We start from the raw sequence: 14,333 nt of genomic DNA on the forward strand, positions 1-14,333 counted from the left end.
AACTCCTCCGAGTAGTTCTCCTTCGCCATCCAGACCCTCCAGCCCGGACACCATGATCCAGGACTCAGGGTGACCACGATTCAGGGGGAAGGCCCGACCTCCAGCTCGGCGGTGACCACCTCTGGACGGTCGTCGATGTACGCCGAGCGCGCGGTCGAATACACCTTTCGGGCCCCGCGCGCCAGCACCTCGTCGACCAGCGCCGCGCCGAGTCCACGTCGGCCTCCGGTCACCACGACCACTTTGCCCGCTACGGCAACCACGGCACCTCCACCTGACTAACGATCTCGTTAGCGAGATCGAATCACACCCTGCTGAATAACGCAAGCGTTAGTTACACTGGCGGGGTGGCGATGAACTTCGAGGAACGGCTGAGCGACCGGGATGCGTGGACGATCGGCGACCGATGCTCGGCGGGGCGGGTGCTGGACCTGCTCAGCACCAAGACGGTGTTCCTAGTGGTTCGCGAATGCTTCTATGGCACGACCAGGTTCGACGACTTCGTGGCACGGATCGGGGCCTCGGCACCCGCGGTGTCGCGGGCGCTCAAACAGCTGAAGGTCGCGGGTGTCGTCGAGCCCGTTCTCTATCGGGAGCCGGGGAGCCGCGCCCGCGACGAGTACCGGCTGACCCGGGCCGGAGAGGACCTGCTGCCGGTGTTCCTGTCGCTGATGCAATGGGGCGACAAGTACCTGCAGGAAGACCGTCCGCCCCTGTCGTTCGTCGAGGCCGGAACCGGCCGTCCGGTACGGGCCCGCGTTACCGCCGAGCCGGCGCCGGAGGCGATGTCCGACAACATCGAGATCCGGCTGAACCCCCCTGGCGGCGCGGCTGGCGGCCGCGACCGCAGCACCTAGGAACACGATTTGAGACCTATGACGACACGCCTGGTGGCCCGCGGGCCCGAATTTCCGGAGAAGGCACGTGCAGCCGTGCCCGCCGGCGTCGACGGGCTGGTCGACGGCGCCCTCCTCGACCAGCCCACGGCCCGCGCCGTACGGGACGGCGGCCGGATCACCACCCTCCGCGGCTCCGAGGGAATGGGGGAACGCGGCGTCGCCTTCCAGCCCGTCTGGATAGCCGAGTACGCGCGCCAGCAGACGAAACTCGACCACCTCCGCCGGCAGGTAGAGGACGGTCAGGTGACGCTACGAGTGGCGCGGATCCTGCCAGCCGAACAGGCCGCCGAAGCGCACCGCCTCCTCGAAGCAGGCGGTGTCCGAGGACGACTCATTTTGACGTTCTAACCAGGGGTAACGAACAGCTGCGTAGCCAAACAGTCAGAGGCCAGGGAGAGCGCCGGTCGCCGTTGCCGGTCGCCGAGTACATCAGCCGCCACCGCGTGACCGAGCCTGCGGAGTTGGGATCGCACGGCGAAAGGGCGGACTTTCATTGAGTTGGAGTGATCGCGGCTCGGAGGGCTTCGTAGTTGACACCGAGGTTGGTGAGAGTGTGGTGGGCGATGCCCTCGGAGACGGTGAGCACCGCGAGCGCGAGGTGCGTGTTGTTGATCGCCGGTGAGTTCGTGCGCAGTGACTCGCGCAGAGCATGCTGCAGGCAGCGCAGCGCCAACGCGGTCATCGGGGTCTCGTCGGGCAGCGGCTCGCCGCGGGGGACGCCGATCTGACCGTCGATCGCGGCGCGAACGGTGTCCGGAGCAGCCCCGCACCGGGCCAGAGCCAGGCAGGCCTTGTCCTCCGGACTACCGACCAGACCAAGGAGAAGATGCCCAGTGCCGAGGTAGGTCTTGCGGCGGGCCTGGGCCGCCAGGTGCGCGCGCTCGGCGGTCTCGCGCAGGGCCGGAGTGGCCCGGCCCCAGAACTCCCCACGCGTGGTCTCGGTCGGGATGAACCGCTTCTGCACGGCCTGGCGGCTGACCCCGAGCCGGGTCCCGATGTCGGTCCAGGTCAGTCCCTCACTGCGGGCCTCATCGACGAAGAAGCCGACGATCTCCGCCAAGCGGTCGAGGTGCTCGGAAAGGTCGAGCGCGCGAGTCAGCCGGTCAAGTGCAGACGCGTCGCCCGGCGACCGTACCTGCTCGATCAGCGCCTCCAGCGTCAGTTCGTCGCGGCTCGCGAGACACTCTCCGTGGCGAATGCGTCCAGGTCGGTGTAGAGCGCCTCGGTGACCCGCCGGTCGCGGTCCAGGCGCTCGAGGGCACCTATGTTGCCGTTGAAGTGCACTGCGGCGGTGAGCTGCCGCCGGGGGCCGCTGAACACCATGCAGGCCATCCCGCCCAGTGCGCCGAACGCATCGCCGGACGCCGGCCTGAAGTTCTCCGCGGCCAACGCCACCCCCAGCCCCCACCGGCGCGGCCGCCCGGCCGACTGGTCGACCATCTCGGCAGGGCGATGATCGGCCAGCAGCACCCGGCAGGTCTCCGGCGCGAGCAGCCGACGGCCGGCCCACCGCCCGCCTTGGCGGAGAAGCTCGCAGACGGTCGCGGCCTGACCGAACGGGCCCGCGACGCACGCGCTGGGATAGCCCTTCGCGACATCGAACCGGCCCACGCGGTCGGCCAGCTCCGCCGACCCGAACCAGGGCACGTCGATGACGTCCAGTCCGGTCCCGCCCGACCGCGACGCCAGTCCGAGAGGCTCGATGACCTGCCTCTGCTGGAACTCGGCGAACGTCATCCCGCCGGCGCGCGCCACGATCTCATCCAGCATCAGGTAACCGGCGTGGCCGAGATGGCCGGCACGCCGGCCCGGCACCCAGTCCGGATCGGCCTGCGCGGTCACGATCATCTGCACCAGATCGTCCCGGCCACGGCCGAACGCCTCGCCCACCGCCACATGCACCAGTTCGACCCCCGCGATGCGCCCGCCGCCACCTCGGCCTCCAGCGCACGCCGAAAAGCACTCAACCGCCGACCGTGACTCCCCGACTCACCATTCGGCAACCTTGTGTTGCATGTATCCGGAAAGCAACTAACGGTTGCAGCTCCAGCCATAGATGATGCCAGGAAGGCGACCATGCCCGGCAAGAAGGCGCCACGCCGGAGCGCGCAGACCCACTACTGCACCGCCTATGGCCGGGACAAGTAGTTGATGTAGACGGTGTGGTCTTCTCCGCCCTTCAAAGCCTCACCTGTCCGCCTCCTACTGATGCGCCTCCGGCTCGTCCGGCGTCTTCGGGCCAGGCCGCACCCACCCACTCCCGGGGAGGCCGTTCCCCTTGGGTTGACGGACCGGATCGGCCCTGTGTGGCCACTTCAGCCCGTGATCCAGGACACACGACGCAGAGTTTGCCTTCTCTCGGACAGGGAGTAGCCTGGCCCAAATGACCGACCGGTCGGTCAATGAATCGAGGATGTGCGATGCCTTTCGTCCGAAGCAGAGCGGGGCAGGTGTTCTATGCCGAGCAGGGCCGTGGGCGGCCGGTCGTGTTGCTGCACGCCGCGCTGCACGACCACACCGACTTCGACGCGGTGGCCGAGCCTCTGGCGGCCGCCGGCCATCGCGTGCTGGCCGTGGACTGGCCGGGGCACGGTCGTTCCGAGCTACCGACCGGAGGGCCGCGGTCGGTGACCGCGCCGCTGCTCGCCGGTGTCCTCGCCGATCTCGTCGCCGAACTGGACCTGAAGCGGGCCGTGTTCGTCGGCAACTCGGTCGGCGGGTACGCCGCAGCCAGGCTCGCGCTGGACCACCCGGACCGGGTCGCCGGGCTGGTCCTGGTCAATGCCGGCGGGTTCGTCAAGGTCCCGCGCCTCGCGGCCCGGGCCTTGGGTGTCCCGGTCGTCAACCGGGCGGTGTTCCCCCGGCTCGTTCCCCGGTACATGAAGCCGGACAGCGACCGGCTCCGCGCCATCACCCGCCGGGTCCAGGACACCGCGCGCAGCAGGACGGGCGCCGCGCTGTCCGCCGCGCTGTGGCGCAGCATCGCCGATCCGGCCTACGACCTGCGAGCCGACGGACCCCGGCTCGATGTACCCGTGCTGCTGGCCTGGGGGTCCCGCGACATCATCCTCCCCATGTCGGCCGCACGCCAGACGCAGACGGCGATACCCGACGCGGACCTGCGGACGCTGGAGACCGGGCACGTGGCCTTCGCCTCCGATCCGGACGGCTTTCTGGGCCTGGTACTGCCCTTCCTGGAATCGGTGCGGACCGCCGGGAGCGCGCAGTGAGCACCGGCGTCCGGCAGCAGCGCGCGGAGGCCACCCGCCGGCAACTCATCACCGCGGGCCTGTCCCTGGCGGAGCGGACGGGCCTGGCAGGCATGAGCGTCAACCTCATCGTCGCTGAGGCGGGCGTGGCCAAGGGCACCTTCTTCCACCACTTCCGCGACCGGTCGCAATTCCTGCTGGCGCTGCACACCGAATTCCACGACCGCGCATTCGCAGAGATCAACAAGACGATCGCGGGAATGGCACCGGGCCGAGGCCGGCTGCTCGCCGCCGCGAACGCCTACCTGGACGAATGCCTGCGCCATCGCGGTGTCCGCGCACTGCTGCTGGAGGCCCGCGTCGACCCCGCGATCATCGAGGCGATCGCATCCCGGAACAGAACGGTCGTCCAGCTGACCAGCCCCGACTTCGCCGCCATGGGCCGGGCCCACCCCGAGCCGAGCGCGGCCATGTGGAACAGCGCCGTCGTGGAGGCCGCCATCCTCGAACTCAACCAAGGCGGCCACCAGCCCGACATCAGAACGGCCCTGGCCCAGTTCCTCCCTACATGACGGATTCCGGCGAATGGCGAAGCAACGGATCATCGTCGCGGCGCCCAAGCGCCGAGGCAGCCACTCGGCCGTATGCCAGCACCGGTCGATGACGTTGCGGGCTCCCGCATCAAAACAGATACCCGCTTGGCAGGCGTGCCATAGACCTTTGAACCTGCAGACTAGGCCTCAGTGTCCTATCTCTGACCCATGGCGCAAAGTAGCCGCTACACCTCGAAGGCCAACTGGCCAGAGGCGTCGAAGTCGGTGCGGCGGGCTTCCGCCCGGGTGCGGGCGTGGTGGTCCCGGTCGTAGCACAGGCTGTGGCCCTGGGGTTCCCCCAAGATGCGGAGGAAACTGACAGCAGGTCAGATGGGTCTCATGAGAGGACCTGTCACCATGGCTGGCCCGAGGAAGTATCCGCTGGAGTTGCGGGAACAGAGCGAGTTCGGCGTGGACGCGGCGGGCGCCGTAGGTGCCGCGAGAGGACCCGCTTGATCCGCTCGGTCGGCCACGCGTGCCGCAGGGAGCACGGTGAGGGCGTCCGGTCCCGGCGGGCGCAGTAACCCGACTCCGACACCTCCAGCACCCGGAACATGGCCTGGAAAGGCAGACCCTCGGTGGCCATCACGGCGATGGCTTCCGAACCGCCATTTGGGGCACCACCCGACGCACCAGTTCGACCGCTCGCCTGGTGACCCCAGTTCGGCCTACAGTCCGCGGAACCGTCTACGGGCCGCCTGCATCCACCAGGGAAGGCGGTAACGCCTTGCCAACCCTTTACCATGGCTGGGTGTTCGTCCCCGCCGACCAGCAGAATCGCGACGACTGCCACCGTCGGGGCGGTCACTGAGTGGCTGTGGTCACTCCTACGACAGAACGTTCGTAGAGGGCGATGGCTCCGGTCCGCCACTTCCATACCGACAGGCGTACGGGGCCCCCACTGCTCTTCGCCGCATGTTCAAGCGCGGCGCTGAGCAGGCCGGACGCGATGCCTTGGCCGTGGAACGCGGGGTCCGTCCAGATTTCCGCCCGGTCGCGTTCCGGGAGCTCGTCGATGTTGGCGAACGTCCTGGTCGGAACGGGTCTGGCCTGGCCAGCAGACGACGGACACCTCAGGTTCAGCAGTCATGACCCGGCGTCACCGGACAGAAGCCGTGCTTTGTACCGGCACTCTGATCACTTCAGTGCAGGCCCGAGATCAGGTTGCGTCCACCGGGGGGGGCGTTGATCAAGGTGCGCGGCATCGTGAGGCGAGACGGCCACCGCGTAGATCTGGCTGCTGGAGCGCCGCCGCGCCGAGCAGGCCCTGGTCAGCGCGGTCGCCACCTCCCACCTGCTCGGCATCGGCACCCGGCGGGTGGACAAGCGGTCCCGTGTGAGCGGACGGCCATGACCCGGAAGGTCCGCGAGGCTGGCCGGATCATGAACGCGCACGTGCTGGTGGTTGGCCACTGGTGTGAACACCGAAAAGTCCCGCCAGATTCTCGGCAATGAGGTCACCTCGGCCGGGGAGGGCGCCGCCCGGCTCCCCCTCCCGCGCGGGCTCGTCGCCCGCGGCCTGACCGGCGTCCAGCCGGTGAGCTCGGAGGCGACGGCCGTCTCTTCCCGTGTCAGGTGAGGGTGACCTCGACGCCGGCGGCTCGGGTTCCCCAACCGGTGCGCAGGCAGGTGGCGGCGGCGTACCAGCGGACCGGCCGGAGGAAGAACGCGATCCAGAGTGAGGTGAGAGGGCTGAGAGCGTAGGTCAGCAGTTGGGAGGCGAGCCGCTGATCTGTGCGCCGGTAGGTGAGGTAGCGCAGGTTCTGCAGGTAGGACAGCAGCACGGTGATCACCATGGCGTCCACGACCAGGCCGCGGTTCAGCATCGGGTGGAGGAGCAGCAGCAAGAAGGCCATGACCGTCGCCAGCGGGAAGTAGGCCGTGCGGAACAGGTGGGCCCAGTAGGCGTAGGAGTCGAGCGGCAGGTAGCGGAGCCGCCACCAGGTGCGGATGGTGGAGCCTCGGGCCCATCGCAGGTACTGCCGCAGCCAGTGCGACAGGCCGTCCGGTGCGAGAGTGAAGGCCACGCACGTCGGCTGCTGCACCGTGCGGCCGCGCAGCAGCGCGTACAGCGTGAGCATCGAATCATCGGAGAAGGTGACGGGGCGGCCGAAGAACGTCTCGTTGAGGTAGCCGTCAAGGTTGTCACGGACGACGGCGGCGCGGTAGAGCGCCAGCACACCGGAGTTCACCAGGACCGAGCCCATCGCCGACTGCCCTGACCGGTCCACCGTCTGGAAGGACATGTACCACAGATCGTAGATGCGTGAGGCGAGGCGCCGGCGGTTGTTGGCGATCAGGCAGACCCCGGCCACCGACATCACCCGTTCAGAGGCGAACGGCGCCAACCCTTCCGCCAACGCGCGCGAGTCCAGGACCGAGTCGGAATCCACCGTCACATAAACATCGGCCTCCGGCGCCGCCCGGAACGCGACAGCCTGGGCATGCCGTTTTCCGCTGTTGGCCGTGCGTGTCCAACGGGCGCGGACTCCGTGTGCTCCGGCGGCGCGCAGGAACCCCGCGCGCACCTCATCGTAGGTCCCGGTCGTCGAACCGTCGTCCACCACGTGAACGACGTTGGGCAGCCGCGTCTGGTCGAGCAGCGAGTCAAGGCACGCCGTGAGCAAAGCGGGATCCTCGTTGAAGACCGGCACCGCCACCGCCACCACGAGGTCCCCCGGGTCCCCGGTGCCCGGACGCTCGAACAGCGCGAGCCCGAGCCCCCACACCAGCGCCACCACCGACACCGTCCACAACGCGGCCAGCCCTGGGGAGTACGGCGTGATCAGGTGGAGCACCACCCAGACCGTCAGTGCCGCCACGATGCAGGACGCCGCCAGGACCACCCGGCCGCGAGCCTGACACCCCGCATAGCGGGTCACCTGGACGAGACGTCCTTGTCCCGCCGCCACGTCAGCCGCACCGCGATGGCCCCGATGAGCACCAGCCCCACCGCGATGGCGGCCAGCCACGTCTCTCCCAGCACAACACCGAAGACCGGGATTCCCAGCCCGGTGAACGGTAGCGTCTTGCCATAGTCCATACACGTACAGTTACCAGCCGATTTCGGCGTTTCCCGGGGAACATGCCAGCACATGACCGAATGCAGGCAAGATCTTGTCTGGGGTCTCAGTGAGCGCTTCTCATCCTTGAATGCCCCGGTCTAGCGTCGGGCGGTGAGAAGTACGGAGGGGCGGTGGGTGCCGTTCGGCTCGGGTTCGGTGTCGGCGACCACGAGGGCTCCATAAGCGCCTCCGGCCAGGGCCGGGAGTCCAGCGCCCTCGAACATCGGAAGGTCCTGCTCCCCTTCGATCCCGCCCGTCGAGGTAAAGGTGACCACCTTGATCGGAGGCGGCTCCTCTTCGATGACGCGCACCTGTCCCGCGATGACCATGCCGGCGCGCAGGAGAGCCGAGTCGCCCAGATTCCGCCGCCACAGCAGTCTCCCGTCGGCGGCGCGGTAGAGCGCGACCTGCGCGCCTTCCTGATCGGTGACCACGACCTGGCCGGCGGCCGCGGTCACCTCGTCCCTGCCGCCCGCGGGAGAGGACGACCACTGGTCGACACGCCACAAGGTCCGGCCCGTGCGTGAATCGATCAGCCGGTAGCCATTGCTCTTCACGTCGTCGTTCTTGTCCTGCAGGAGTTCGTGGTCACCCGCCGGTAGCAGCGAACCGCCCGGGAAATGCGCGAAGCCCGGGAGCGGCTCACCGGATGAATCGAGCAGAGTGCTGTAAGCGTAGTCCGCCGCTTGGCCGCCGTATTCCAAGCAGTCGACGTCCAATGACAGCAGCCGCGTCTGGCTTTGAATGCCGTCCTGCAGTGCGTCATGGTAAAAGCAGCCCCGAGGCGCCGGCCTCCTCCACGCCCGCCGGCCCGACGAGGCGTCGTAGGCGTCGACTTCGCGGTCCTGTACGGCGGCGACGAGCAGGCGTCCGCCCGGACCGCTGAGCCCGCCGGCCCCGACGCGGATCTTCTCGGTCCCCATGACGCCCCCGGCGGCGGACCGGTCCGGCAGTTCGACATGCATACGGTGGCCGGACGGCACGTCGACGACCGTGAGGCGGCGGTCGGTCCAGGCGACGGCGACGCGCCGGTCGTCCACCTTCCACACCGAGGCGACGGTCGCCCGCCCTGGCCTGGTCAAGTTCCACCAGGTCCGGCCGCTGCCCAGGTCGACGGCCCGCACTCCCCGGCCGTGCCTCTCCACCAGCGCGCCCCCGGCCAGAACCGGGTCCACGACGTCCCGGAAGAACCGCTCCCCCTCGAAAGGGACTCCGCCCGCCGCCTTCGGCGGCGCGCCGTGCAGACCCATCATGTGCTCCCAGGGACTGAACCACCACACGCCCGCGCCCACCAGGACCACCACCGCCAAGGCGCAGCCGAGCACACTCATCGCCCGCCCCGTCCAGCGGCCCTTCGGTCCCCGCAGGGGAACCGGCTCGGCCGCCGCGTCCCCGCGTTCCTTCTCCTCATCCACGAGGAGTGCTCCTTCCAATCAGACCTACCGAGAGTGCCGCCAACCTGCGGCCGCCTGGAGCGGCGAATACTTGACCAGCGATGCCGGTGGACGCCTGACGTCGAGCGATGCGCGTCATGACATCGATGCTCTCGCACGCGGCGGGCCCAGCCGTGGGTACTGTGGCAGCGGTCGGCACAGTTGCCTGGCATGGGCACGATGATTCTCGATTGCCGGTGTCCTTGGGGCACGGCTCGGCGGAGGCTCACTGGGACGCGGCCGGGTATTCGTCGGAAAGGAGGAAGTCCTCGACGACGGTCTTCTCCGGAACGCTATCGCTGCTGCCCGGGCCATGAACTTCCCTCTCGCCGGCCGACCTCGACGGCCGATCCAGCAGCCTCACATGGAGCGAGGACCCGCGGTCCGGCGTCCCGGTGTCCGGGACATCGGCGACGCCTTCGAGATCCGCTCATCTGATACCGGCCGGCTCGTCGAGTGTTGCATTCCTCAATCGCATGGAGAATTTCCGTAACGCACCCCAGGGCGGCGTCTCATCGCGGCCTCCCCTGCACGGCGCCGGCGGGTTCCCGCACTGATGGACGGGAGTCTGCATGTCGACGGTCTTGTACGAGAGCAGGGATCGCAGGGCCTACCTGACGCTGAACCGGCCGGAGCGGCTCAACGCCATCGACTTCGCCATGCCGGGAGAGCTGGCCGAGGTGCACCTTCGGAGGCCATGGCGGCCGTCAGGGTTCCGGCGGGACGGCAGAGGTCTTTGCCGGGTGGGGGCTTTACGGCGGTTTTCGGTTGGACAGGCACCCCTTATGGAGAAGCTCGCCTTTGGGGACCGCACCGACTTCGACAACGCCGATCGGGGGCTGGTCGCCTCGCTGTCGCCCGCGGTGGTCAAGGACGCACACGGAAAGGTCGTCTGGGACAACGACGCGTTCGCGTTCCTGGACGGCCCGTGCCCGGAGACGGCGAACCCGTCGCTGTGGCGGCAGTCGCAACTGTGCGCCAAGCAGGGGTTGTTCGAGGTCGCGGACGGGATCTACCAGATCCGGGGCCTGGATCTGTCGAACATGACGCTGGTCGAGGGCGACCGGGGGGTGATCGTGATCGACCCGCTGGTGTCGGTCGAGACGGCCGCGGCCGCGCTGGCGCTCTACCGGCAGCATCGCGGAGAGCGTCCCGTCACCGGACTCGTCTACACCCATTCCCACGTCGACCATTTCGGTGGCGCCGAGGGCGTCATCGAACCCGGCAATCCGGATGGGATCCCGATCCTGGCTCCGGCAGGGTTCCTGGAACATGCGGTCTCGGAGAACGTCTACGCGGGCATCGCAATGGGTCGTCGGGGCGTTTACCACACCGGCGTCATGCTGGAGAAGAGCCCGGAAGGCATGATCGGGACCGGCCTCGGGCAGACCGCCTCGTCCGGCAGGATCTCGCTGGTCCCGCCCACCACGGACATCACCCGCACAGGCCAGGAAGAGGTCATCGACGGAGTACGGATCGTCTTCCAGATGACGCCCGGGACGGAGGCCCCGGCGGAGATGAACTTCCTGTTCCCCGACCGGCGGGCACTGTGCCTGGCCGAGAACGCCACCCACAACCAGCACAACATCCTGACGCTGCGCGGCGCCCTCGTCCGCGATGCGCGCGTATGGGCCAGGTACCTCGACGAGGCGATCGGCCTGTTCGCCGACAGGGCCGACGTCGCCTTCGCCTCGCACCATTGGCCGACGTGGGGCCGCGAGGACATCGTGGCGTTCCTGTCCCAGCAGCGGGACATGTACGCCTACCTGCACGATCAGACGCTGCGGCTGCTCAACCAGGGCTTCACCGGCACCGAGATCGCCGAGATGACGGAGGTGCCGCCCGCACTGGCCAACGCCTGGCACGCGCGCGGCTACTACGGCTCGATGAGCCATAACGTCAAGGCGATCTACCAGCGTTACATGGGCTGGTTCGACGGCAATCCAGCGCACTTGTGGGAGCATCCGCCAGTCGAGAACGCCAAGCGGTACGTCGAATGCATGGGCGGCGCCTCCAAGGTGATGGCGATGGCGCGCGACTACGCGGCCCACGGGGATCTGCGTTTCGCCGCGACGCTGCTGAACCACGTGGTGTTCGCCGACGCCGACAACGCCGACGCCAAATCCGCGCTCGCCGACGTATACCAGCGGCTCGGGCAGGGCGCGGAGAACGGAACATGGCGCAACTTCTACCTCACCGGCGCGAAGGAACTGCGGGAGGGCATCCAGCCCGTTCCGACCAGCATCTCCGGCGGAATGGCTGCCGGCCTGAGCGTCGAGCAGGTCTTCGATTCCCTGGCCATACGCGTCAACGGGCCCAAAACGTGGAACGAGCATCTGACCATCGATTGGGAGTTCACCGATTCAGGTGACCGGTACCGCATGTCGCTGTCCAACGGGGCGCTCATGCACCGCAGGATCTCCGAAGGCCCGCAGGGCGCCGACCTGACACTGTCGCTGACCAAGCCCATGCTGCTCGCCCTGGTCAGCGGCCAGGACGCCGCAGGCATCACCGCCACCGGCGACGGCGCGGCGCTACGGCGGCTCCTCGGCGCCATCGACGCGCCCGAGCCGAACTTCGCCATCGTGACGCCCTGAGCGCCGCCCGGCCGGGGCCGCGAGGATCCCGGCCGGGTATGCGGGCCTCGCCTGGTGCTCACCGTCCGGTCGATGATCACCAGGCGAGGCTCCACGGCCGTGCTGGACGAGTTCGTCACGCGCCTGTTCGGCGGTGGCAAGATCGTCGTAGGCGACGGCGATCAGTCGCTCATGATCCCCCTTGGTGGACCGCCGCCCGGTTGCCGCGCGCGGAATTTGCAGATCCTGGTTACCTACTTCCAGGCGTTCCAAGCTCCGGCCGCGTCTGGCGATAAGTCAGCAAAGCCTGATGGGCGGTATCTACAGGGCTGATCACAACGGGTATCCCGCCAACCGACGGCCGCTTGCGGCGGCCGAGTTCGGGGGCGACGTGGGAGAGGTCAGGACACTGCTGCCGCTGGCGCCGGAGTGGCGATCAGTCCCATTCCCATCATCGCGGTCATTCTCGTGGTGCTGCTGCTGATCGCCAACGGGCTGGGGATGACCGCCGCGTCGGGGCAGCCCAAGACCGGCGTCTCCTGGATCAAGCTGCTGCTGTCGGCGGTGAATCCGAAGAACCTGATGATGTGCGCCGCGGCCGGAATCGCCATCAGCCAGGGGCGGTTGAGCACCGGCGGCCAGATCGTCGCCGTCGCCGTCTTCACCGTGATCGCTGTGTCCAGCGTGGCGCTTCCCGTCATCGTCTACGTCGCCGACACCGCACGCATGCGCCGGCCGCTGGACGCCCTGAAGACCTGGCTCGAACGCAACAACACCACGGTCATGTTCGTGCTGCTGCTCGTCATCGGCGTCGTCCTGATCGGCAAGGGCATCGGCGGCCTCATTGACTGACCGGCCCGCCTGGCTCGCTGCCGGCATCGTGGGCGTCCGCCGCGCGGATCTGTCCAAGGAGATCCTCGCCGGGGTCACCCTCGCCGCTCTGGCGATCCCGCTGAACATCGGCTACGCGCAGATCGCCGGACTGCCGCCGGTCGTCGGACTCTACGCCGCGATCGTCCCCCTCCTGGTGTTCGCGCTGCTCTCCTCGTCCCGCCAGCTCGTCGCCAGCCCCGACGCGCCCATCGCTGCACTGATCGCCTCACTGCTGACGGCGATCGTCGCGGCACCCGGCAGCCGGCAGTACGTCGAACTCGCCTACGCCCAGGCACTGCTCTGCGCCGTCGTCTTCCTGCTGTTCGCGGTGTTCCGGCTCGGGTTCCTCGCCGACTTCCTGTCCGAGCCGGTCCTCGTCGGGTTCATCGCCGGGCTGGCCATCGAGATCCTCACCAGCCAGACCGAGAAGATCCTGGCCGTCAAGACCACCGCCGACCACTACTTCCCGGAACTCTGGCAGATCATCACCAAGCTCCCGGACGCCCGCGGCTGGAGCGTCGCCGTCGGCGCCGGGACCATGGCGATGATCGTCGTGCTGCGGCGCCTCGTCCCCGCCTGGCCCGGCCCGCTCATCGCGCTGGTCATCGCCACCGCCGTCGTCGCCGCCACCGGCCTGGACGAGCACGGCGTCACCATCCTCGGCACGGTGCCGTCCGGCCTGCCGACCCCGCACTGGCCGCACGTCTCGCTCGCCCACTGGGCCGCGCTCGTCCCCGGCGCCATCGCCATCTGCGCCGTCACCCTCGCCGACGGCCTGCTCACCGCCCGCCGCTACGCCGAGCAGCGCGGCTACCCCATCGACGCCGACCAGGAATTGCGCGCTTTCGGCCTCGCCAACATCGCCGCCGGACTCACCCAGTCCATGACGGTCGGCTCCAGCGCGTCCCGCACCGCCGCGATGGACGCCGCCGCGTCCCGTTCCCAGATCCCCAGCCTGACCTGCGCCGTCCTCGTCGCCGTCCTGCTCACGTTCTTCAGCCGGGTCCTGGCCTACCTGCCGAGCGCGGCGCTCGCCGGCATCGTCGCCGTCGCCGTCGTCAAGCTCATCGACGTGCCCGCGTTCGCCCGGCTCTGGCGGCTGCGCCGCTCGGAGTTCTGGATCGCCGCCGCCTGCGCGCTCGGCGTCCCCGTCCTCGGCTCCCTCACCGCGGTCATCATCGCGTTCCTGCTGTCGGCGGTCGAGGTCGTCCGCCGCGCCGCACGACCCGCCACCGCCACCCTCCAGGCCGGCCCGAACGGACGCTACCTGCGCATGTCACCCGACCCCGAGCCCGGCACCCCCGCACAGGCCGTCCCCGGCCTGGTCATCTACCGCTTCGAAAGCCAGCTGTTCTTCGCCAACGCCACCACCTTCAAGGACCAGGTCCTCGACCTCACCACCGACGGCGTCCGCTGGATCGTCCTGGACGCCGAAGCCGTCACCGACATCGACACCACCGCCGCCCAGACCCTCCACGAAGTCGCAAGCACTCTCACCGACCGCGAAATCACCTTCGCGATCAGCCGCACCACCGCCACCATCACCAGCCTGCTCACCCACTACGGCCTGGACGACATCCCGCTCTACGACTCCAACGAAGCGGCCACGCAAGCCTTCCGAACGACCGGCTGACCACGCCCCGCAACTCCTGCACCTGGATCTGACCGTCTGAAGACCTGATCTC

Annotated in this window: 15 protein-coding genes; 8 read left to right on the forward strand and 7 right to left on the reverse strand. The window is 68.8% G+C overall.

The genetic code is table 11. The features are described 5' to 3' along the window. Positions 1-80: 80 nt before the first annotated feature. On the reverse strand, positions 81-233 hold the full coding sequence (locus tag AB0C78_RS28130) for a hypothetical protein (protein WP_360753389.1): 153 nt from the start codon (positions 231-233) through the stop codon (positions 81-83). A 120-nt stretch (positions 234-353) separates the two neighbouring features. Between AB0C78_RS28130 and AB0C78_RS28135 the strand changes: the two genes are divergently transcribed. Both AB0C78_RS28135 and AB0C78_RS28140 read left to right on the forward strand, forming a co-directional pair. Further along, positions 354-857: a helix-turn-helix domain-containing protein gene (locus tag AB0C78_RS28135; protein ID WP_360753576.1), complete on the forward strand. Its 504-nt coding sequence runs from the start codon at positions 354-356 to the stop codon at positions 855-857. 18 nt (positions 858-875) lie between these two features. Then, positions 876-1,247 (forward strand): zinc-binding dehydrogenase, encoded by a 372-nt coding sequence (locus AB0C78_RS28140; protein ID WP_360753392.1) that lies wholly within the window; start codon positions 876-878, stop codon positions 1,245-1,247. A gap of 142 nt (positions 1,248-1,389) precedes the next feature. On the opposite strand, the gene AB0C78_RS28145 is transcribed toward AB0C78_RS28140, so the two are convergent. Both AB0C78_RS28145 and AB0C78_RS28150 read right to left on the reverse strand, forming a co-directional pair. Continuing rightward, a complete protein-coding gene (locus tag AB0C78_RS28145) occupies positions 1,390-1,959 on the reverse strand; it encodes a Clp protease N-terminal domain-containing protein (RefSeq protein ID WP_360753395.1) in 570 nt (189 codons plus the stop codon). A 98-nt stretch (positions 1,960-2,057) separates the two neighbouring features. Continuing rightward, positions 2,058-2,789: a serine hydrolase domain-containing protein gene (locus AB0C78_RS28150; RefSeq protein WP_360753397.1), complete on the reverse strand. Its 732-nt coding sequence runs from the start codon at positions 2,787-2,789 to the stop codon at positions 2,058-2,060. A gap of 530 nt (positions 2,790-3,319) precedes the next feature. Here AB0C78_RS28150 and AB0C78_RS28155 point away from each other — a divergent pair. Then, positions 3,320-4,129, forward strand: coding sequence for an alpha/beta hydrolase (locus tag AB0C78_RS28155; protein WP_360753400.1), 810 nt, complete (start codon positions 3,320-3,322; stop codon positions 4,127-4,129). Further along, complete coding sequence (locus AB0C78_RS28160) at positions 4,126-4,680, forward strand: TetR/AcrR family transcriptional regulator (RefSeq protein WP_360753403.1); 555 nt, start codon at positions 4,126-4,128, stop codon at positions 4,678-4,680. The genes AB0C78_RS28155 and AB0C78_RS28160 overlap by 4 nt, the downstream gene beginning before the upstream one ends. Positions 4,681-5,505: 825 nt before the next feature. On the opposite strand, the gene AB0C78_RS28165 is transcribed toward AB0C78_RS28160, so the two are convergent. The 4 genes from AB0C78_RS28165 to AB0C78_RS28180 form a co-directional block, all read right to left on the reverse strand. After that, entirely contained in the window at positions 5,506-5,787 is a 282-nt protein-coding gene (locus tag AB0C78_RS28165; protein WP_360753578.1) for a GNAT family N-acetyltransferase, read from the reverse strand. A 485-nt stretch (positions 5,788-6,272) separates the two neighbouring features. Then, entirely contained in the window at positions 6,273-7,583 is a 1,311-nt protein-coding gene (locus AB0C78_RS28170; RefSeq protein WP_360753406.1) for a glycosyltransferase, read from the reverse strand. Continuing rightward, complete coding sequence (locus AB0C78_RS28175; RefSeq protein WP_360753409.1) at positions 7,580-7,744, reverse strand: hypothetical protein; 165 nt, start codon at positions 7,742-7,744, stop codon at positions 7,580-7,582. The genes AB0C78_RS28170 and AB0C78_RS28175 overlap by 4 nt, the downstream gene beginning before the upstream one ends. A gap of 120 nt (positions 7,745-7,864) precedes the next feature. Then, complete coding sequence (locus AB0C78_RS28180) at positions 7,865-9,181, reverse strand: PQQ-binding-like beta-propeller repeat protein (protein ID WP_360753411.1); 1,317 nt, start codon at positions 9,179-9,181, stop codon at positions 7,865-7,867. An 803-nt stretch (positions 9,182-9,984) separates the two neighbouring features. Between AB0C78_RS28180 and AB0C78_RS28185 the strand changes: the two genes are divergently transcribed. The 4 genes from AB0C78_RS28185 to AB0C78_RS28200 all read left to right on the forward strand — a co-directional run bounded on the left by AB0C78_RS28185 (position 9,985) and on the right by AB0C78_RS28200 (position 14,281). Further along, entirely contained in the window at positions 9,985-11,796 is a 1,812-nt protein-coding gene (locus AB0C78_RS28185; protein WP_360753581.1) for an alkyl sulfatase dimerization domain-containing protein, read from the forward strand. A gap of 72 nt (positions 11,797-11,868) precedes the next feature. Further along, on the forward strand, positions 11,869-12,108 hold the full coding sequence (locus tag AB0C78_RS28190) for a hypothetical protein (protein ID WP_360753414.1): 240 nt from the start codon (positions 11,869-11,871) through the stop codon (positions 12,106-12,108). 96 nt (positions 12,109-12,204) lie between these two features. Continuing rightward, complete coding sequence (locus AB0C78_RS28195; RefSeq protein WP_360753417.1) at positions 12,205-12,627, forward strand: GAP family protein; 423 nt, start codon at positions 12,205-12,207, stop codon at positions 12,625-12,627. Continuing rightward, positions 12,620-14,281 (forward strand): SulP family inorganic anion transporter, encoded by a 1,662-nt coding sequence (locus AB0C78_RS28200; RefSeq protein WP_360753419.1) that lies wholly within the window; start codon positions 12,620-12,622, stop codon positions 14,279-14,281. Before AB0C78_RS28195 ends, AB0C78_RS28200 begins: the two co-directional genes overlap by 8 nt. The last annotated feature ends 52 nt before the right edge of the window (positions 14,282-14,333 follow it).

This window comes from Actinomadura sp. NPDC048394 (genome assembly GCF_040651755.1).
Taxonomy (GTDB): domain Bacteria; phylum Actinomycetota; class Actinomycetes; order Streptosporangiales; family Streptosporangiaceae; genus Spirillospora; species Spirillospora montaniterrae.